This window comes from Rhizobiaceae bacterium (assembly GCA_023953845.1).
GTDB lineage: Bacteria > Pseudomonadota > Alphaproteobacteria > Rhizobiales > Rhizobiaceae > Arvimicrobium.
The window spans coordinates 1,897,559-1,917,443 of the sequence record JAMLJC010000001.1; the positions used below are offsets into that span (position 1 = coordinate 1,897,559).

Annotated in this window: 23 protein-coding genes; 6 read left to right on the forward strand and 17 right to left on the reverse strand. The window is 64.7% G+C overall.

Going from position 1 to position 19,885, the window contains the following annotated elements; genetic code table 11:
• Positions 1-867, forward strand: coding sequence for an alpha/beta hydrolase (locus M9955_09390; protein MCO5081853.1), 867 nt, complete (start codon positions 1-3; stop codon positions 865-867).
• A 38-nt stretch (positions 868-905) separates the two neighbouring features.
• Here the strand turns inward: M9955_09390 and M9955_09395 are convergent, their stop codons facing one another.
• The 10 genes from M9955_09395 to infC all read right to left on the reverse strand — a co-directional run bounded on the left by M9955_09395 (position 906) and on the right by infC (position 9,759).
• Positions 906-1,892 (reverse strand): Gfo/Idh/MocA family oxidoreductase, encoded by a 987-nt coding sequence (locus tag M9955_09395; protein MCO5081854.1) that lies wholly within the window; start codon positions 1,890-1,892, stop codon positions 906-908.
• A 149-nt stretch (positions 1,893-2,041) separates the two neighbouring features.
• Positions 2,042-3,031 carry a Tim44 domain-containing protein gene (locus M9955_09400; protein ID MCO5081855.1) on the reverse strand — a complete coding sequence of 330 codons (990 nt, stop codon included), beginning with the start codon at positions 3,029-3,031 and terminating at the stop codon, positions 2,042-2,044.
• Between the two features lie 255 nt (positions 3,032-3,286).
• Positions 3,287-5,707 (reverse strand): phenylalanine--tRNA ligase subunit beta, encoded by a 2,421-nt coding sequence (gene pheT, locus M9955_09405; GenBank protein ID MCO5081856.1) that lies wholly within the window; start codon positions 5,705-5,707, stop codon positions 3,287-3,289.
• A gap of 134 nt (positions 5,708-5,841) precedes the next feature.
• Positions 5,842-6,120, reverse strand: a complete 279-nt coding sequence (locus M9955_09410) for a DUF2442 domain-containing protein (GenBank protein MCO5081857.1) — start codon at positions 6,118-6,120, stop codon at positions 5,842-5,844.
• Positions 6,089-6,337: a DUF4160 domain-containing protein gene (locus M9955_09415; protein ID MCO5081858.1), complete on the reverse strand. Its 249-nt coding sequence runs from the start codon at positions 6,335-6,337 to the stop codon at positions 6,089-6,091. Before M9955_09415 ends, M9955_09410 begins: the two co-directional genes overlap by 32 nt.
• Positions 6,338-7,426 carry a phenylalanine--tRNA ligase subunit alpha gene (gene pheS / locus M9955_09420; protein MCO5081859.1) on the reverse strand — a complete coding sequence of 363 codons (1,089 nt, stop codon included), beginning with the start codon at positions 7,424-7,426 and terminating at the stop codon, positions 6,338-6,340.
• A gap of 231 nt (positions 7,427-7,657) precedes the next feature.
• Complete coding sequence (gene rplT / locus M9955_09425; protein MCO5081860.1) at positions 7,658-8,059, reverse strand: 50S ribosomal protein L20; 402 nt, start codon at positions 8,057-8,059, stop codon at positions 7,658-7,660.
• Positions 8,060-8,097: 38 nt separating this feature from the next.
• Complete coding sequence (gene rpmI / locus M9955_09430; protein MCO5081861.1) at positions 8,098-8,307, reverse strand: 50S ribosomal protein L35; 210 nt, start codon at positions 8,305-8,307, stop codon at positions 8,098-8,100.
• A gap of 174 nt (positions 8,308-8,481) precedes the next feature.
• Positions 8,482-9,123, reverse strand: coding sequence for an isoprenylcysteine carboxylmethyltransferase family protein (locus M9955_09435; protein ID MCO5081862.1), 642 nt, complete (start codon positions 9,121-9,123; stop codon positions 8,482-8,484).
• A gap of 99 nt (positions 9,124-9,222) precedes the next feature.
• A complete protein-coding gene (gene infC / locus M9955_09440; protein ID MCO5081863.1) occupies positions 9,223-9,759 on the reverse strand; it encodes a translation initiation factor IF-3 in 537 nt (178 codons plus the stop codon).
• A 231-nt stretch (positions 9,760-9,990) separates the two neighbouring features.
• On the opposite strand from infC, the gene M9955_09445 reads away from it, so the two are divergent.
• From M9955_09445 to M9955_09465, 5 genes are all read left to right on the forward strand, one after another.
• Entirely contained in the window at positions 9,991-10,761 is a 771-nt protein-coding gene (locus tag M9955_09445) for an alpha/beta hydrolase (protein ID MCO5081864.1), read from the forward strand.
• Between the two features lie 2 nt (positions 10,762-10,763).
• On the forward strand, positions 10,764-11,906 hold the full coding sequence (locus tag M9955_09450; protein MCO5081865.1) for a benzoate/H(+) symporter BenE family transporter: 1,143 nt from the start codon (positions 10,764-10,766) through the stop codon (positions 11,904-11,906).
• A gap of 113 nt (positions 11,907-12,019) precedes the next feature.
• Entirely contained in the window at positions 12,020-12,496 is a 477-nt protein-coding gene (locus M9955_09455; GenBank protein ID MCO5081866.1) for a DUF2852 domain-containing protein, read from the forward strand.
• A gap of 147 nt (positions 12,497-12,643) precedes the next feature.
• Positions 12,644-13,402, forward strand: a complete 759-nt coding sequence (locus M9955_09460; GenBank protein ID MCO5081867.1) for a M48 family metallopeptidase — start codon at positions 12,644-12,646, stop codon at positions 13,400-13,402.
• Positions 13,403-13,543: 141 nt separating this feature from the next.
• Positions 13,544-14,197, forward strand: coding sequence for a phosphoribosylanthranilate isomerase (locus M9955_09465; protein MCO5081868.1), 654 nt, complete (start codon positions 13,544-13,546; stop codon positions 14,195-14,197).
• A 6-nt stretch (positions 14,198-14,203) separates the two neighbouring features.
• On the opposite strand, the gene M9955_09470 is transcribed toward M9955_09465, so the two are convergent.
• From M9955_09470 to trxA, 7 genes are all read right to left on the reverse strand, one after another.
• Entirely contained in the window at positions 14,204-15,535 is a 1,332-nt protein-coding gene (locus M9955_09470) for a bifunctional folylpolyglutamate synthase/dihydrofolate synthase (GenBank protein ID MCO5081869.1), read from the reverse strand.
• A 63-nt stretch (positions 15,536-15,598) separates the two neighbouring features.
• Positions 15,599-16,522, reverse strand: a complete 924-nt coding sequence (gene accD, locus M9955_09475) for an acetyl-CoA carboxylase, carboxyltransferase subunit beta (protein ID MCO5081870.1) — start codon at positions 16,520-16,522, stop codon at positions 15,599-15,601.
• A 42-nt stretch (positions 16,523-16,564) separates the two neighbouring features.
• Positions 16,565-17,407, reverse strand: coding sequence for a tryptophan synthase subunit alpha (gene trpA / locus M9955_09480; protein ID MCO5081871.1), 843 nt, complete (start codon positions 17,405-17,407; stop codon positions 16,565-16,567).
• Positions 17,404-17,829, reverse strand: coding sequence for an arsenate reductase (glutaredoxin) (gene arsC, locus M9955_09485; GenBank protein ID MCO5081872.1), 426 nt, complete (start codon positions 17,827-17,829; stop codon positions 17,404-17,406). Before arsC ends, trpA begins: the two co-directional genes overlap by 4 nt.
• A gap of 2 nt (positions 17,830-17,831) precedes the next feature.
• Entirely contained in the window at positions 17,832-19,052 is a 1,221-nt protein-coding gene (gene trpB, locus M9955_09490; GenBank protein ID MCO5081873.1) for a tryptophan synthase subunit beta, read from the reverse strand.
• Between the two features lie 87 nt (positions 19,053-19,139).
• Positions 19,140-19,421, reverse strand: coding sequence for a cupin domain-containing protein (locus tag M9955_09495; protein MCO5081874.1), 282 nt, complete (start codon positions 19,419-19,421; stop codon positions 19,140-19,142).
• Positions 19,422-19,560: 139 nt separating this feature from the next.
• On the reverse strand, positions 19,561-19,884 hold the full coding sequence (gene trxA, locus M9955_09500) for a thioredoxin (GenBank protein MCO5081875.1): 324 nt from the start codon (positions 19,882-19,884) through the stop codon (positions 19,561-19,563).
• Position 19,885 lies beyond the last annotated feature (1 nt).

The following is a 19,885-nucleotide window of genomic DNA, read 5'->3' on the forward strand; positions in this document are numbered from 1 at the left end:
GTGCTGCGTGTTCTCCCGAGGCTTCTGGCCGTTGCGCTGGTCGCCGCTTTCGCCCTGTCGGCCTGTTCGACGGCGGGGTTCCTGAACACCGTTCTGACGCGCGACGAAGGCGCGAAGCGTCTTGCCCGGGATATCGCCTATGGCGGCGAGCCGCGGCAGAAACTGGACGTATACGGCCCGCAAGGCAAGCCCCGGGGCGTGGTGATCTTCCTCTATGGCGGCGGGTGGGCGAGCGGCAGCAAGGACGATTACGGCTTCGTCGCCGCGTCCTTCGCCAGCCGCGGCTATCTCACCATCGTTCCGGACTACCGTCTCGTGCCGGAAGTACGCTATCCGGCCTTCGTGGAGGACACGGCGAAGGCGACCGCATGGGCCTATCGCCATGCGTCGGACTATGGCGCTCCGGACGCGCCCCTGTTCCTCGTCGGCTATTCGGTCGGCGCCTACAATGCGATGATGGTGGCGGCCGCCCCCGAATTCCTGCGCGCGGAGGGCCTGTCCCCGGCCATCGTCTCAGGCGTCGCCGGCCTCTCGGGTCCCTATGATTTCCTCCCGCTCGACGCGAAGGAGACGAAGGCGGCCTTTGCCGGCATCGCCGATCTGTACGCGACACAGCCCGTCAACCGCGTCGCCCGAAAGGGGCCGCGTCCGCCGGTCTTTCTCGCCACGGGGACGGAGGACACGATCGTGCCGCCGATCCAGACCGATGCCTTGGCGGCGGCGCTGAAGCGCGCCGGCTGGCCGGTCGAGACGCACCGCTATCCCGACATCGGCCATCTTGGCGCCGGCCTCGCGCTCAGCCGCCCCTTCCGCAACCTCGCGCCGGTTCTCGAAGATCTGATCGCCTTCATGAGCCGACAGGGCTGAACGTTCCCGTGCCCTGCGCGGCATGATCCCGCTACGCGTCAGACATATTCCCAGCTGTCGTGACCGCCAGCCCGGAAGATGGCGTCGATTACTTTCTGGTTCAGCACGGATTCTTCGAGCGTGAACACGCGCACGCTTTCGCCGGCCGCCGCGCGGGCAAAGGCCTCGGCCTCGAGCCGGTACTGGCGCGTCGCCGGGAAGCGGTACACGGTCGCCTCCGTATGCGTCTGGTTGTGGAGTTCCACCCTGTGATGATCGTAGTCGCCCGCATTGAAGGGGGCATGGACCTCGATGAAGCCCTTCTCGCCATGGAAGACCATGAACTGGCGCAACGCCATCTGCGTCGAGCAATAGAAGGAGAGGTCGAAGGTGCCGAAATCGGCCTTCACGGTCGAGTAGATGTCGGTGCCGAAATTCTCGTCGCGCTCCACCTGCGCCTGGATGCGCACCGGCTCCTTGCCGGTGACGAAGCGCGTCGAAACGGTGGGATAGACGCCGATATCCGGCAGCGCGCCGCCGCCCAGCGCCAACTGATTGCGCATGTTTGCGGGGTCGACATTGTGATAGGAGAACGCGCCCTGCACGTGCCTGAGCCGCCCGATGGCGCCGCCCTGCACCAGTTCGCGGACCTTCTGCCATTGCGGATGGTAGATCACCATGAAGGCTTCGCAGATCAGCACCTTTTTACGGTCGCGGATCTCGATCAGCGGCAGGATGTCCTTCGCGTCGAGCGCCAGCGGCTTCTCGACCAGGACATGCTTGCCCGCCTCGGCGGCTTTTGCCGTCCACTCGACATGCTGCGATGTCGGAAGGGGAATATAGACGCCGTCGATCACGTCGGAGGCCAGCATCTCCTCATACGAGCCGAAGGCATGTGGCACGCCAAAGCGGTCGGCCAGCGTCCGCGCTTTCGCCTCGTCGCGGCTGGCGATCGCCGTGACGACGCCGTTCTCGGCGTCCTGCATGGCCGGGATGACATGGTCCCGACCGATCTTCGCCGTCGATATGATTCCCCAACGAAACATGCGCTCTCTCGCTCCCGAACAATCCGGGCGGCAGTCTTGCGCGAAACACGCCGGGATTGCCAGCGTTAAACCGGTTTCACGTCCGTTCGCGCAAGGAGCGCTTGGTTCCGGGAGAAGCACCGATCCAGCCAACAGCCGGACCGGGTGACCTAGGCAGCTTCCTGGATCGCCGAGAGCTTCCAGGCCTCGCCTTTCCGGCGGGTGAAGGTCCACAGTTCCGTCGTTTCCGTCGGCTCGGTTTCGTCGCCTTCGACCACCTTGCCGGTCGCCCGGTCGCGCATCACGTCGACGGATTCGTAGAGGAAAGCGGCCGTCGCATAGTCGCCACCGTCCTCGCTCCATGCTTCCGCGATATCGGCTTGCAGAAGGTGGACGCGCGAGACGTCGTTGCGCAGGCCGCGTTTCGCATTCTCGGCGAGTTCCTCGGAGAAGAACGACACCATCTCGGGTGTGCTCAGCCGGCGCATCGCGGCGTGGTCCTCTTCCGCGAAGGCGGTCTGCACCTCGGCGAGTATTCGCTCGAACGTGTCGAGGTCGTCCTGCGTCAACTCGACGTCCTGCGACGGCGTGGCCGTCGCGCCGCCGAAACCGGGAATGGTGAAGGAGCCCGCGCGGCCGCTGCCCGCCGGGCGCTCCTCATGCGTCTCGCGCGCATGCACGGGCTGTCCGAACATGCCTGTCGCTTCCCGGCCAAAGCCAGGTCCGCCGGCGGTCGCCGGCGTCTGGCGGGAACGGAAGAAGCGCAGTGCAAGCATCGCCAGAAGGCCGAGCAGCAGCAGCTGCACGAGGAAGCCCAGCATTCCGGCCATGCCGCCGAAGCCGTAACCCATCAGCATGCCGATCAGGCCGCCGATGAGCATGCCCCGCATCAGCGAGCCCCCGAGACCGTTGAACAGGCCGGGCCTCTGCTGCGCGACGCCTGTCTGCTGACGGGTGGCGGCGTTGGGCGCGGTGCTTGGCGTCATCGAGCGCTCGACCGGCGCGGTCGGGTTGGGCGCGGTGCGCGTCGCCGGCGCCTGCTGGAAGGTGCGCGTGCCACGGCTGCCGAAGCTGCCGCCGCGCCTTGCGTCGGCGAAATCGGTCGACACCAATGTGAATGCCATCATCAAGGTGGCGAGAAGAGCGAAGGTGCGCGTCATTCCAGAGTTCATTGGGTCCTTTTCTCCAACGACCCGCTCCGGATTGATGCGCAAGCGGGCCCGATCGTCGCGGTCCGACATCACGAACGCCTTGGTCGCGCGTACGTCAAAGAGGCCCGGCCCGCGGGCGGAATGTATGCATTCCTCATTCAGCCCGCAAGCAGCCTGTCGCTGCCTTTTGCAAGGAAATGACGTCGTTGGCGGAGAACCCGGCGCGCCCGCGATGAAGCGGGCGCAAGGCGGATTTCGGCAGAATCAGCCCCTCAGCACGCCACCGGTCTGCTTCCTGACGTTCTCGACGATGCGACCGGCCAGCACCTCGAAGTCTTCGTCGGTCAGCGTCTTGTCGACCGGCTGGATGGCGACCTCGATGGCGATCGACTTCTTGCCCTCGCCGAGCGACGCACCTTCAAAAATATCGAAGACGTTGACGCCGGTGATGAGTTTCTTGTCGGCCGCCAATGCGGCGCGCGTCAGCGTGCCCGCCTCGACCGCCTTGTCGACGACGAAGGCGAAATCGCGCTTCACTGCCTGGAAGGCCGAGAGATCGAGACGCGGCTTGGTCCGGGTCGGCTTGGCCTTCGGCTCCGGGATCGTGTCCACGAACACCTCGAAGCCGGCAAGCGGCCCCGAGACGTCCAGCCCTTCCAGCACCTTCGGATGGAATTCGCCGAAGGTGCCGAGCACGACCTTCGGCCCGAGCTTGATCGTGCCGGAGCGGCCCGGATGATACCAGGACGGGCCGCCGGCCTCGATCTGCAGCTTGTCCACCGGCGCGCCGCAGGCTTCGAGCACGGCAAGCGCGTCGGCCTTGGCGTCGAACACGCCGACAGGACCGGCATTGCCGGACCAGTTGCGGCCGGAACCGTCCAGCTTTGCCGTGCCGCGCCGCACGCCGGCTGCGACCCGGCGCTGCGTCTCGGGCGTGTCGCCTTCATAGGTGCCGGAAACCTCGAACAGCGCGACGTCGCCGATGCCGCGGTCGGCATTGCGCTGTGCCGCCGCGATCAGGCCGGGCAGCAGCGACGGGCGCATGTCCGACATGTCCGCCGCGATCGGATTGGACAGTTTCAGTTCCGGCTGGCCGCCGCCGAACAGTTCCGCATGCTTCGCCGGGATGAAGGACCAGGTGACGGCCTCCATCATGCCGCGCACGGCAAGCGCACGTTTGGCGGCCCGCGTGCGCACCTGCAGCGTCGTCAGGATTTTTCCGTTGACGGCGTCGTGGCCGCCGAGCGGCCGGGGCGCGATGTTGTCGACGCCGTGGATGCGCATGACCTCCTCGACCAGATCGGCCTTGCCGTCGACGTCCGGCCGCCAGGACGGAACGACGACATCGACCACCGCGCGGCCCTTGCTGGACGGCGTGAAACCGAGTCTGGACAGTATGTCGAGGCTCTCTTCGGCGGGCACGTCGAGGCCGGTCAGCCGCTTCACCTCCGACACGGGAAAAGCCACGATCTTCGGCTCGTACCCGGCATAGCCGACCACCTCGCTCTCGCTCGGCGTGCCGCCGCAGAACTCCAGCACAAGCTTCGTGGCCAGTTCCAGTCCGGTCACCATGAATTCAGGATCGACGCCGCGCTCGAAGCGGTAGCGCGCATCGGTGATGATGCCGAGCGCGCGGCCGGTTCTGGCGATGTTCAGCGGCTCCCAGAGCGCCGACTCGATCAGCACGTCGATCGTCGCCTCGTCGCAACCGGAATGCTCGCCGCCCATGATGCCGGCGATCGATTCCACGCCTTTGTCGTCGGCGATCACGCACATGTCCGGCGTCAGCGCGTATTCGCGTCCGTCCAGCGCAAGAACGCACTCGCCGTCCTGCGCGCGGCGCACGACGAGGTCGCCCTTCACCTTGGCGGCATCGAACACATGCAGGGGCCGGCCGCGGTCGAAGGTGATGTAGTTGGTGATGTCGACCAGCGCGTTGATCGGGCGCAGACCGATCGCGATCAGGCGCTGCTGCATCCATTTCGGCGAAGCGCCATTCTTCACGCCGCGCACCAGCCTGAGCGCGAAGCCGTGGCAGAGTTTCGGCGTGTCGCCGAACTCCAGCCCGACCCGCACGGGGCAGGGTCCTTCACCCGCATGCGGCATGATCGGATTGGCCTTCAGCCGCCCGAGGCCCGAGGCTGCGAGGTCGCGCGCGATGCCATGCACGCCCGTCGCGTCCGGCCGGTTCGGCGTCAGGTTGATCTCGATGACGGGATCGTCGAGATGCGCATAGGCCGCGAAGCTGGCGCCGACCGGCGCGTCCTCCGGCAGGTCGATGATGCCCGTGTGCTCGTCGGAAAGCTCCAGTTCGCGCTCCGAACACATCATGCCGTGGCTCTCGACGCCGCGGATCTTGCCGACGGCGAGCGTCACGTCGATGCCCGGCACATAGGTTCCCGGCGCGGCGAAGGCGCCGACCAGTCCGGCGCGCGCATTCGGCGCGCCGCACACAACCTGGATCGGCGCCTTGCCGTCGCCGATGTCGACCGAGAGCACGCGAAGCCGGTCCGCGTCCGGATGCTGGACCGCCGTCAGCACCCTGGCGATGACGAAGGGTTTCAGCGCGGCTTTGTCGTCGACATGCTCGACTTCGAGGCCGATCGAGGTCAGCCGCTCGACGATCTCGTCGAGCGTCGCGTCGGTTTCCAGATGATCCTTGAGCCAGGAGAGAGTGAATTTCATTGTCTTACTCTTATGCGGCTTCGCTTCGGTTCAGTACGTCAACCAAGTTGAAGCGTTTGCAGATATGTTCGTGGCGTGAAGCCGCTATTGCGTTGAATTCTGGTGACTGGCTGGTTTCCAACGGGCGCGCAAAACTATTCCGCCGCCACGGCGGGTCTGATTGCTTTCGGGTACTTCCAGCCGCGCAGCATTCCCTTGATCGAGAGGTCTTCATCGACATCCGGCCAGTGGAGCCCATCCAGCATCAGGTGGACATTGTTCCGCTGGCTGGGGGAGGCCGCGAGAAGACGCGGGTACCACCACAAAGGGGTTACCACTTCGCGGTCGTCGGCGAGCCGCACGTGCAGGTGCGACGGATCGCACCACGCTTCGACGGGCCGCTCACTCTCCGAATAGGTCTCTGAAGAATCCATTCCACGCCTCCAGGAACTCATCCTTGTGGTCGCTCGTCACTTCAATGATACGCTTCAGGTCCGACGCCTTGAAGCCCTTGTGCTCGGCAAATTCCAGAGATTCCAGCCAGACCTTCGCCACTCCGCCGTGACCTTCGGCATGAATATGGGGCGGCTCATGCATGTCCGAACCATAAAAGTGGAACCGGATCCCGTATTTGCGGAGAACGGTGGGCATTCAACTCGACAACCCGCCGAACAGCGTCGGCATGTCGAGCGGCCGAAAACCATAATGCGACAGCCAGCGGACGTCGGCGTCGAAGAAGGCGCGCAGGTCCGGCATGCCGTATTTCAGCATGGCGATGCGGTCGATGCCCATGCCCCAGGCAAAGCCCTGATATTTGTCGGGATCGAGCCCTCCATGGCGCAGCACGTTGGGGTGCACCATGCCGCAGCCCAGAATCTCCATCCAGTCGTTGCCCTCGCCGAAACGCACCTCGCCCGGCCGCGAACGATCGCACTGGATGTCGACCTCGAGGCTCGGCTCGGTGAACGGGAAGAAGGACGGGCGGAAGCGCATCTTGACGCTCGGCACCTCGAAGAACGCCTTGCAGAATTCCTCCAGCACCCATTTCATGTTGGCGACGTTCGCCGTCTTGTCGATCACCAGCCCCTCGACCTGATGGAACATGGGCGAGTGGGTGGCGTCCGAATCCTGCCGGTAGGTCTTGCCGGGGATGACGATTCGGATCGGCGGCTTCTGCGCCTCCATGGTGCGGATCTGCACCGGCGAGGTGTGCGTGCGCAGCACCTTGCGATCTCCCTTCGCGTCAGGCGGAAAGAAGAAGGTGTCGTGCATCTCGCGCGCCGGATGGCCTTCCGGAAAATTCAGCGCGGTGAAGTTGTAATAGTCAGTCTCGATGTCCGGACCTTCGGCGATGGCGAAGCCGAGGTCGCCGAAGATGGCCGCGATCTCGTCGATCACCTGGCTGATCGGATGGATGCGACCGCGCTCGGCCGGCGACTGCCGGACGGGAAGGGTGACGTCGACCTTCTCGGCCTTGAGCCGCGCCTCGATCGCCGCGTCCTTCAACGCGCCCTTGCGGGCGGCGAGCGCCTCGGTGACCCGGTTCTTGAGACCGTTGATCGCCGGGCCTTTGACCTGCCGGTCTTCCGGGCTCATGGAGCCCAGCGTCTTCAGGAGTTCGGAGACGGACCCCTTCTTGCCGAGCGCGGTGACGCGCACGGCCTCGATCGCCGCTTCGTCGTTTGCCGCCGCGATATCGGAAAGCAATGAGGTTTCGAGAGTGTCCAATTGTACGCTCACAATGTCTCTCCCGGCAGCATACCCCCACCCCATACCCCTCCCCACAAGGGGGAGGGGGTTCTGAGACGTCGACCCCCTCCCCCTTGTGGGGAGGGGTATGGGGTGGGGGTACTATTCAAAACGATCATCGCTCTTCGAGACGGGCATGGTGAGAACAAGGAAAAACCCGCGCCGGCCCTGCCAGCGCGGGTTTCCCAAATCAGAATTTTGAATGCTTGGGAAGGCGCTAGCTCAGGCTACAGCGCTTTCAAAAGCGTTCGGGGTCGTGTTCTTCAGATATTCGAGCGCCTTCTTCGCCTGCGCGACGATCGCGGCGAAAGCCTGCGGCTCGTGAATCGCCATGTCCGACAGGACCTTGCGGTCGATCTCGATACCGGCCTTGTTGATGCCGTCGATGAAACGGGCGTAGGTCAGGCCGTGCTCGCGGACGGCGGCGTTGATGCGCTGCACCCAGAGGGCGCGGAAGTTACGCTTGCGCGCCTTGCGGTCGCGATAGGCGTACTGCATCGACTTCTCGACCGCCTGCTTGGCGATGCGGATGGTGTTCTTGCGACGGCCGCGGAAGCCCTTGGCGGCATCCAGAACCTTCTTGTGCTTGGCGTGAGCGGTGACGCCTCTTTTGACGCGTGCCATGTGATGATCTCCTTAAACGCTGTCAGCCGGGCCGGGTCTCAGAGACCGCCGCCATTCGGCAGGAAGTTCTTGATGACCTTCTCGCCGTCTGCCTTGGCGAGAACCATCGTGCCGCGTGCGTCGCGGATGAACTTGTTGGAGCGCTTGATCATGCCATGGCGCTTGCCGGCGGCGGCGGAGAGAACCTTGCCGGTGCCGGTGATCTTGAACCGCTTCTTGGCGGCCGATTTGGTCTTCATCTTGGGCATTTTGCTTTCCTTTGTCTGTGGTCCGGTAAGGACCTGTTTTTGCTGCTTCGAACCGACCAAAGTCCGAAAAGCATAAAAGACCGCCACGGCATGCCCTGCCGGGCGGCTTTTTGGGAACGCGGCCCTATACTGCAAAGCCGGGGCGCGCGCAACACCCGTTGGCGCGGCTTTGCCTCAGGGCAGGCGGAACAGCACCGGCAACAGACCGGACAATTGCGCGGCGTCGATGGATTCGAAGAAAGGGATGGCGACGAGGAAGACGAGTCCGTCCAGGAGCGTGGTCAGAAGCAGCTTCGGCCGGAACGAGCCGGTATCTCCCTCCCGATAGAGCGAAAGGTCGGGAATGAAACGCGGCACCTGCCGCAAATAGGCCTCATATGGCGCGCCGAGCGCCGTCTTGAGATATTTCTCCTCGCGCAGAATGACGAAATGGAACGCCAGCGCGCAGGCCAGGCCGAAGCCGATCATCGCGGCGATCGACCCCATCTGCGCGCCGACGCCGGCGGCGGCCATGGTCGAGAAAACGTAGAGCGGGTTGCGCGTGATCGAATAAGGGCCGCCAGTCACGATTTCCTGGCCCTTGCGACCGCCGATGTAGAGTGTGCACCAAAGCCTCCCCACAATGCCGAGGACAATCAGCACCATGCCGGCCATCTCGATCGTTTCGTGTCCGATTGATTCCGGCGCAAACAGCGATTGACCGAAGAGCAGCGCAGCGAGCAGCCCGAGAACGATACAGGCGAGCACAAGACGGCGCATACTCTGGTAGCGTCCGAGCGAAGCCAAGTCGGGTCCGGCAGTCACTTTGTCTTCCATGATTTCGCCCCTGTCCGGCTTCAACCATCACAACTGCAAGGCAAGAAAAAGGCGTCCCATGCGGAAGCAGGAACGCCTTTTGGCTTCTGATCTCAGGCCTCAGCGCGGCGCCAGCACCATCATCATCTGGCGGCCTTCGAGCTTCGGCTCGGCCTCGACCTTGGCGATCGCGGCGGTCTCCTCGCGCACCTTGTTCAAGAGTTGCATGCCGAGTTCCATATGCGCCATCTCGCGACCCCGGAACCGGAGGGTCAGCTTGACCTTGTCGCCCTCCTCGAAGAACCGCCGGACCGCGCGCATCTTCACGTCATAGTCGTGATCGTCGATGTTCGGGCGCATCTTGATCTCCTTGATCTCGATGACCTTCTGGTTCTTGCGCGCTTCCGCGGCTTTCTTCTGGTTGGCGTATTTCAGCTTGCCGAGATCGAGGATCTTGCAGACCGGCGGTTCGGCATTGGGGGAGATTTCGACGAGATCGAGGCCGGCTTCTTCAGCCAGCAGCAGCGCATCGTTGATCGAAACGTTGCCGCGATTCACTCCTTCTGCATCGATGAGCTGAACCCGGGGAACCCGGATATCCTGGTTTGCGCGCGGACCTTCCTTGACGGGCGCTGCGGCTTTGAACGGTCTGCGAATGGTCGTATTCTCCTCGAATTGTTTCGCATGAAGTCGTTGACCGTGCCTATGTCGGAACGATCGGAGGCGAGTCAATAGCACAGTCGAGCGAAGAAATCACCAGACGCGTTCCCGGCCCGGGACGCGCAAACGCGTGATGACGCCGGCCGACGCAAGCGCTTCCTGACGTCGGGTCTTTTCCCGCACCCTGCCTTTGTGTCAAAGGTGCCGACCACAAATGGCGAAGACGGCATGACGCAACAACTGACGCAGCATTTCGATCACGACGGAATCCCGATCGCGTACCGCCGTCGCGGCGGCAAGGCGCCCGGCGTCATCTGGCTTGGCGGCTACCGTTCGGACATGCTCGGGACAAAGGCGGAGACGCTGGACGCATGGGCTGCCCGTACCGGGCACGCCTTCCTGCGCCACGACTATTCGGGACACGGCGAATCCGGCGGCGCCTTTCGCGACGGCACCATCTCGAAATGGCTCGCGCAGAGCCTCGACGCGTTCCGCCGCTTCACCATGGGCAGGCAGATCGTCGTCGGCTCGTCGATGGGCGGCTGGATCGCGCTCCGCATGGCCGAGGAACTGCGCAAGGCCGGCGAGGACCGTATCGCGGGCCTCATCCTTCTGGCGCCTGCGCCGGACTTCACCGCAGAACTCGTGTCGCCGAAGCTGGCCGAAGCCGAGCGTATTGATCTCGAAACAAAAGGCTATTTCGAACGGCCGTCCGAATACTCGCCGGAACCCTATGTCTATACCCGCGCGCTGTTCGAGGACGGCGAGAAGAACCGCGTCATGAAAGGTCCGATCGACACGCATTGTCCGGTCCATATCATACAGGGCCTCGCCGATCCCGACGTGCCGCACACCCATGCGTTGAAGCTGGCGAGTTGCCTCCCGTCGGACGATCTGACGCTGTCGCTGGTGCCGGATGGCGACCATCGCCTTTCCCGTCCGGAGGATCTCGAACTGCTGGTTTCGGCGGTGGACGCCATGGTCGGGCGGGCCATCTGACCATGCGTCTGTCGATCCCCGTTTCGGCCTTCGTCGGAGCGATCGTCGGCTTCGGCGGCACGCTGGCGATCGTGATTGCCGCCGCCAATGCGGTCGGCGCGACGCAGGTCGAGACGGCGAGCATGGTCACCGCCGTCTGCCTCGCAATGGCGGTGGAAAGCCTCTGGCTCTCCTGGCGCACGAAGATGCCGATCATCACGGCATGGTCCACTCCCGGTGTCGCGCTGATCGCGGCTTCTTCCGGATTCACCCTGCCTGAAGCGGTGGGCGCGTTCATCGTGACCGCTGTCCTGCTGGTCGCCACCGGCCTTTTCCGGCCGCTGACGCAACTGATCGCGCGGATACCGGCTTCCGTCGCATCGGGCATGCTGGCCGGCATCGTCGTCACCTTCGCCATCAACGCGACGAAGACCATCCCGGCTGACCCGTGGCTGATCCTGCCGCTGGTCGCCGCCTTTTTCGTGATCCGCCTGTTCAGCCCGGCGCTGTCGGTGCTGGCCGTGCTGGTCGGCGGCGTGGCGCTGGCCTTGATGACCGGACGCGTGGGCGGCCTGCCGACGCCGGAACTCTCGACTTTGACGTGGATCTGGCCGAGCTTCACCCTTCAGGCCACGATCGGACTGGCGCTGCCGCTCTATCTCGTCACCATGGCCTCGCAGAACCTGTCCGGTCTCGCCGTGCTGCGCGCCGCCGGCTATGATCCGCCGCCCGGTCCGCTGATCGGGGTCACCGGCTTCGTCGCGCTGCTGACCGCGCCGTTCGGCGCGCCGACCTCGAACCTCGCGGCGATCTCCGCCGCCATCTGTACCGGTCCGGACGTGCATCCCGATCTGGCCGAGCGGTGGAAGACCGGGCCTTTCTACGCGCTGGCCTATCTCGTCTTCGCCGCTTTCGGCGCATCGCTGGTGGCGTTGTTCGCGGCATTGCCGTTCGCGCTCATTTCCCTCGTGGCCGGGCTCGGGCTGCTCGGCGCGCTCGCCAATGCGCTCGCCATCTCGATGAAGGACGAGACCGGGCGCATCCCCGCGACCGTGACTTTCGCCGTGACCGCCTCCGGCGTCGTGCTGCTCGGCATAGGGTCGGCATTCTGGGGCCTCGTCGCCGGTCTTGCCGTGCTGGGATTGGAGCGGATGAAAAGAAGTTAGTCTTTTCAGTCAGTTATCCGGTTTTCAACAACACCGTCTTGAATCGGGATTTTCCCCTTACCATTTCGATTCAAGCAGCCCGTCGGCTGCCTCGAATTGAAGGAACGGGAGAAATGAGCACGACTGCACTGATCCGTCCGGCCTGGACGCCGGCGACAATCGCGCTGATGGTGATCGGCTTCATGGTGTTCTGGCCGCTGGGCTTCGCCATGCTTGCTTATATCATCTGGGGCGACCGGCTTGACGGTTTCAAGCGCGACGTCAACCGCGCAACGGACGGCATCTTCGCCGGCTGCCGCCGCGGCGCCAACAAGGCGCAGCGCTGGGGCAACGGCGCCCGCACGGGCAACGTCGCCTTCGACGACTGGCGCGAGAAGGAGCTCGAGCGCCTCGACGAGGAGCGCCGCCGTCTCGACGAGACGCTGGCCGAGTTCGACGAATATGCCCGCGAACTGCGCCGTGCCAAGGACCAGGAAGAGTTCGACCGCTTCATGGCCGACCGCAACCGTCGGACCGCTCCGGCGACCACGGCGAAGTCGGGCGCTCCCGCGAAGAAGGGCAAGGGCGGCGGATTGCTCGACGACGTCTGATCGACGCAACCTCTGGATCGGCGCCGTTCGCGGCGCCGATTTCATTCGTCCGTAGTACCTCTTCCTTCTTCTGCCTCGATCTAGGGGCCCGGTGCCAGCCGGGCCTTTCGCATTTTGACGGATCGCAGAATCACCTATGTTCCGCCCATGCCGTTCGGTTTCCTCCGACCCAAGATGCCTCGCATTTCCGCCTCTTCGCTCTTGCGGGAACACGAGGTCGCGGGTCGCCGCTTGCCGCTGCGTATCGTCGAGAACGATCGCGCCCGCCGTCTGACCCTGCGCATCGACGCTGGCGGGCACGGGCTGCGCATTACCGTGCCGCCCGGCCTTGCCCGCAACGAGGTGGAACGCTTTCTCAGCCGTCATCAGGGCTGGCTGGAGCAGCGACTCGCCAAGGTGCCGGAGCGTCCGCAGGTCAGGCCCGGCGTCAGGATTCCCCTGCGCGGCGTGCCGCACCTGATCGTCCACGAGCCTTCCGTTCGCGGCACGGTCCGGGTCGAGGCCGGCGACAATGGCCCGTTGCTCGTCGTCTATGGCGACCGCCGGCATCTCGGCCGCCGTCTCTCCGATTTCCTGAAGCGCGAGGCGAAAAACGACATCGAGGCGCTGGTCGCCCGGCACACGGCCGCCGTCGGGCGCAAGGCGAGGGCCATCCGCTTCAAGGACACGTCGAGCCGCTGGGGTTCCTGCACGGCGGATGGCAGCCTGTCCTTTTCCTGGCGCATCATGATGGCGCCGCCCGCCGTCATCGACTATCTCGTCGCCCACGAGGTCGCGCATCTCAGGGAAATGAATCACGGCCCGAAATTCTGGAAGCTGTGCAAGGAGCTTTGCCCAGACACGGAGCGCTGCAAGGCCTGGCTGAAGCGCAACGGCAACGCGCTTCAGGCGATCGGCTTCGAGTGAGGCCGTGATCGGTGAACCGTGAGCGGTGAACAGATCGTTCCCGCTTGCGCGCTGCAACCGGGAGATACTATTCACTGCTCACTGCTCACTGCTCACTGCTCACTGCTCACTGCTCACTGCTCACTGCTCACTGGCAAGAACATGGACATCAAAATCTGCGGCCTGAAGACTGAGGAAGCCGTCGCTGCCGCGCTGGCCGGCGGAGCGACGCATATTGGCTTCATCTTCTTCCCGAAAAGCCCGCGCAACATCGATCCGGAAACGGCCGGTCGCTTGCGGGAGTTGGCGCGGGGCAGAGCGCTCGCGGTGGCGGTGACCGTCGATGTGGATGACGATTTTCTCGACACGATCGTCGCGGCGATGCAGCCCGATATGCTCCAGTTTCACGGCAAGGAGACGCCGGAGCGGGTGGCGGAACTGAAGGCGCGCCACGGCCTGCCGGTGATGAAGGCGTTTTCCGTCAGCACCGCCGCCGATCTTGGAAAGATCGCGCCCTATGCCGGCATCGCCGACCGCTTCCTGTTCGACGCCAAGCCGCCACAAGGATCGGAGCTTCCGGGCGGCAATGGCGTATCCTTCGACTGGACGATTCTGCGTGGCCTGCAGGACGATACCGACTACATGCTTTCCGGTGGGCTCAATGCGCAAAATGTCGGCGAGGCCGTCCGTCTCGCCAATCCGCCCGGCCTCGACATCTCGTCGGGCGTCGAAAGCGCGCCGGGCGTCAAGGATGTGGCGTTGATCGAGAGCTTTTTCCGGGCCGTCGCGGCAGCACGAAGGATGCCCGCCGCCTGATCCGTTTCAGACGGGCGGCGTGCCGTTCTCGGCCAGCACTGCGCCGACCAGATAGAGCGATCCGCCGATCAGGATGCGGGGCGGCGCCTCGCGCTCGTCCCAGCCGTCGCGCAACAGCATCAGCGCATTGGCGACGGAGCTGACCGGCTCTGCCGACAGCCCTGCCTCGCCCGCGCGGACGGCGAGCTCGTCGTTCGGGACGCCGGCCTCGCTCGTGGTCACGGGGACGGTGTAGACATGCCGTGCCATGCCGTGGAAGGCGCGGAAGTAGCCGGTCTGGTCCTTGGTGTTGATCATGCCGGCAATCAGCACCAGCGGACGCGGATTGCGCTCCTCCTGCTCCGTGAGCGCCTCGGCGACGGCCAGTCCCGCACCGGGATTGTGGCCGCCGTCGATCCAGATCTCGGCCCCGGACGGCGCGAAGCCGGCAAGCTTTCCGATGGTCAGCCGCTGCATGCGGCCCGGCCAGTAGACATTCTGCATGGCGGCATCGGCGGCCTCCAGCGGAATATCGAAACCCGCCGCGCGCACTCCGGCGATCGCCGCCGCCGCATTGGCATATTGGTGACGGCCGGGCAGTCTGGGAAGGGCGAGGTCCATGAGACCCGTCTCATCCTGATAGATCAAGCGCCCGTTCTCCTCGTAGGCGAGGAAATCCTGCCCGTAGACCTGCATCGGGCAATGCAGCCTCTCGGCTGTCTCGACCAGCACCTCGCGCGCTTCGTCGAACTCCTGCGCGCCGATCACGACCGGCCGTCCACGCTTCATGATGCCGGCTTTCTCGGCCGCGATCAGTTCCACGCGGTCGCCGAGAAAAGCCTGATGGTCGGGCGAAATCGGCATGACGATGGAGACGGCCGGATCGCTGATGACGTTGGTGGCGTCGAACCGGCCGCCGAGCCCGACTTCCAGCACCACCGCGTCGGCGGGATGCTCGGAAAACAGCACGAAGCCGACCGCCGTCAGGATCTCGAAGACGGTGATCGTCTGCCCAGCATTGGCCGCCGCCACCCGCGCGATGGCCTCCGCGAATACCTCGTCCGACACGAGCTTGCCGCCGCCCTTTGCTCCCAGCCGATAGCGCTCATGCCAATTGACGAGATGCGGTGAGGTGTGGACGTGAACCGTATGGCCGGCCGCTTCCAGGAGAGCGCGCGAGAAGGCGGCGGCGGAGCCCTTGCCGTTGGTGCCGGCTATGTGGATCACGGGCGGCAGGCGGTCTTGCGGATTGCCGAGTTTTTCGAGCAGCCGCCGGATACGGTCGAGGGAAAGATCGTAACCCTTCGGGTGCAGCGCCATCAGGCGCTCGATCTCGCGGTCGGCAAGCTGGGTGGTCATGGGCAAGACTTACGGTGTCAGCCGGGAGCGGACAATCGCCTTTCGCGGCGTGGAATGACGGCTTCAGGCGGACGGACGCGCCTCTGCGGCGGAAATCGCCGGCGGCAGGATTTCCGGCTCGATCGGCTGGGCCTCGCCGGGTGACTTCATCAGGATCTTGAGCAGCCGCGCGACCGTCTTGCGCATGTCGAGGCGTGACACGACCATGTCGACCATGCCGTGCTCCATCAGATACTCCGCGCGCTGAAAACCTTCCGGCAGTTTCTCGCGGATCGTCTGCTCGATCACGCGGGGCCCCGCGAAGCCGATCAGCGCGCCGGGCTCCGCGATATGCACGTCGCCGAGCATGGCGTAGGACGCGGTCACGCCGCCGGTGGTCGGGTTGGTCAGCACGACGATGTAGGGCAGGCCCGCTTCCTTGAGCCGGTCGACGCCGACGGTGGTGCGCGGCAGCTGCATCAGCGACAGGATGCCTTCCTGCATGCGTGCGCCGCCGGACGCGGCGAACAGCACCATGGGGCGCTTCTTCTCAAGCGCCGTCTCGAACGCCTTGATGATGGCCTCGCCGGCGGCCATGCCGAGCGAGCCGCCCATGAAGGAGAAGTCCTGCACCGTGGCGACGATCGGCAGCCCCTCGATCGTGCCGAGCCCGGAAAGGATCGCGTCTTCGAGCCCGGTCTTGGCCTTGGCGTCCCTGAGCCGGTCCGTATAGCGTTTCTCGTCGCGAAACTTCAGCGGATCGACCGCCGCCTTCGGGCTGTCGATCTGCTCGTATCTGCCCTCGTCGAAGAAATATTTCAGCCGCTCCTTGGCCGAGATCTTCATGTGGTGGCCGGAGGAAGGGATGACGAACTGGTTGCTCTCCAGATCCTTGTGGAACACCATCTCGCCGGTTTCCGGATCCTTGATCCAGAGGTTTTCCGGCATTTCGCGCCGGCCCAGCATGGAGTTGATCTTGGGGCGGACGTAGTTGGTGATCCAGTTCATCGCTGTCCTCTGGCTTCTGGACGGACGGTGAGAATGCGCCGGCTATTGGGCAGCTTGAAGGCGAGCCGCGCGCACGCCCTGCGCCAGCCCGTTGACGAGCGTCGCCACGGCCTCGGCCGGATCGGCGGTCGTCTTTCCGTTCGGTCCAAGCACGTTGGCGACCGCGTTGACGATGGCCGTGCCGACGACCACGCCGTCCGCCGACGCGCCGATGACACGCGCCTGCTCGGCCGTCTTGACGCCGAAACCGACGCAGATCGGCAGCTTCGTATGCTGTTTGATGCGCCGGACAGCTGTATCCACCTTCGCCGTATCGGCGAGTGCCGAGCCGGTGATGCCGGTCATCGACACGTAGTAGACGAAGCCTGACGTGTTTTCGAGCACCTTGGGCAGGCGCTTGTCATCCGTGGTCGGCGTTGCCAGCCGGATGAAGTTGAGGCCTGCCTTCACGGCCGGGACGCACAATTCGGCGTCCATCTCCGGCGGCAGGTCGACCACGATCAGCCCGTCGACGCCCGAGGCTTTGGCATCGGCCAGGAAGCGGTCGACGCCGTAGATATAGATCGGGTTGTAGTAGCCCATCATGACGATCGGCGTCTCGTCGTCGCCGGTGCGGAACTCCGCCGCCATCTGCAATGTCTTCGCCAGCGTCTGGCCGGCTTTCAGCGCACGCAGCCCCGCCGCCTGGATCGCCGGGCCGTCGGCCATCGGGTCCGAGAAAGGCATGCCGAGCTCGATGACGTCGGCGCCTGCCTTCGGCAGCGCCTTCATGATCTTCAGCGAAGTGGCGTAGTCCGGGTCGCCGCCCATGAAATAGGTGACCAGCGCCGGCCGGCCCTCGGCGGCGAGCTTCTCGAAACGGCGGTCAATGCGGGTATCGGTCATTGATTGTCCTCGTGACGGACGAAGCTGATCACCTCGCCATCTTCCTTGACATAAGTTCTCGGCAGCGCATCCGCCGGCAGCAGTTCGGCAACCTTTTCGGAGGGCCGGCACAGAGCCGTGCCGCGCCCGGTCGAGACGATCGGTCGGTTCATCAGGATCGGATTCCGGACCACCGCATCGAGGAGGTCGTCGTCCGAAAGCGCCGGATCGTCGAGGTTCAGCGCATCGTATGGCGTGTCCTTGCGGCGCAACAGATCGCGCACCGGCTCACCGGTCCTCGCGAACAGATCATGGAGCTCCTCGCGCGTCAGCGGCGTCTTGAGATAGTCCACGATCGCTGGCTCGATCCCCGTCGCGCGGATGATCGCCAGCACGTTGCGGGAGGTGCCGCATTTCGGATTGTGGTAGATCGTGACCGACACGGTCAGATCTCCATGCCCATCATCTTGGCGACGGTGTGCACGTCCTTGTCGCCGCGGCCGGACAGGTTGACGATGATGATCTCGTCCTTGCCCATGGACGGTGCGACCTTGATGGCGTGGGCGATGGCATGCGCGGATTCCAGCGCGGGGATGATGCCCTCGACCTTCGTCGTCACCTGGAAGGCGTCCAGCGCCTCGTCGTCCAGGATGGGCACATACTCCACCCGCCCGGAGTCCCGCAGCCACGAGTGCTCGGGCCCGACGCCCGGATAGTCGAGACCGGCCGAGATCGAATGTCCCTCGAGGATCTGGCCGTCATCGTTCTGCAGCAGATAGGTGCGGTTGCCGTGCAGCACGCCGGGCTTGCCGGCATTCATCGAGGCGCAGTGCTCGACGCCTTCCAGCCCGCGTCCACCGGCCTCGATGCCGACGATCCTGACGCTGCGGTCGTCGAGGAAGGGGTGGAACATGCCGATGGCGTTGGAGCCGCCGCCGACCGCCGCGATGACGAGATCGGGCAGGCGGCCTGCCTGTTCGAGGATCTGGGCGCGGGCCTCGATGCCGATCGCCGACTGGAAGTCGCGCACCATCTCCGGATAGGGGTGCGGGCCGGCGGCCGTTCCGATGAGATAATAGGTGTCCTCGACGTTGGTCACCCAGTCGCGCAACGCCTCGTTCATCGCGTCCTTCAGCGTGCCGTGGCCGGCGGTCACCGGCCGCACCTCCGCGCCGAGCAGCTTCATGCGGAAGACGTTGGGCTTCTGCCGTTCCACGTCGGTGGCGCCCATATAGACGACGCAAGGATAGCCGAAGCGCGCCGACACGGTGGCGGAGGCGACGCCGTGCTGGCCCGCCCCTGTCTCGGCGATGATGCGCTTCTTGCCCATGCGCTTGGCGAGCAGGATCTGGCCGAGGCAGTTGTTGATCTTGTGCGAGCCGGTGTGGTTCAGATCCTCGCGCTTCAGATAGATCCTGGCGCCGCCGAGGTGGTTCGTCAGGCCTTCGGCAAAGTAGAGCTTTGACGGACGTCCGGCATAGAAGGTCGAGAGCGCGGAAAGCTCGGCCTTGAACGCGGGATCGTTCTTGGCGTGATCCCAGTGCTCTTCCAGATCGAGAATGAGCGGCATCAGCGTCTCCGCGACGAAGCGGCCGCCGAACATGCCGAACATGCCCTGTTCGTCTGGTCCGGTGCGGAATGAATTGGGTTCGATCGGCTTGTTCATGGGATTCCCGAAGCTGGCGCGGGCGCGCTACCGCAGAGGCTTAAGCCTTTCCCGCGGCAAAAGTAAACCGTCGCGCGCGGCGCGCTTCTATTTCAGCTCGATCTCGATGAAGGCGTATTCGCCGTCATTGGCGCTGATGACGTCGTGCTCAACGCCTTCCCGCCGGAAATAGGGCGCGCCGGCCTTCATGTCGGCAAAGCTCTCGCCCTCCTTCGTCACCAGCTTTAGCTTGCCGTCCATCAGCGGCACGATGACATAGTCGTGGCTGTGCCGATGCCAGCCCGTATTGTCGCCGGGCGCGAAACGCCATTCGGTGACGACGACGCGCTCGTTCTCGATGCAAACGGTGGATTTCGCCGTTCCGGACATCGTAATTCTCCTTTCCGGTCCCGATGGATGCCAGATTCGGTCATGCCTCCGCTTTCGGCAAGGTCCACATCCGGCCCGCGCTCGGCCCAAACAAAAAAACCCGGCGCGAGGCCGGGTCTTTCGGGATATTTTGCCGGGATCACGCCACCGCGCCGCTGATCCAGTGCGACAGCGCCGTCTTCGGCGCCGCGCCCACCTTCATGTCGGCCACTTCGCCGCCCTTGAAGATCATCAGCGTCGGAATCGAACGCACGCCGAACTGCGCGGCAAGCTCGGGATTCTCGTCGATGTTCAGCTTGGCGATCTTCACCTTGCCGCCCAGCTCAGCGGAAATATCCTCCAGCGCCGGGGCGATCATCTTGCACGGTCCGCACCATTCGGCCCAGAAGTCGACGACCACCGGCTCCCTGGCATCGAGCACGTCGCTCTTGAAGTTGCTCTTGTCGACCTTGACGGTAGCCATC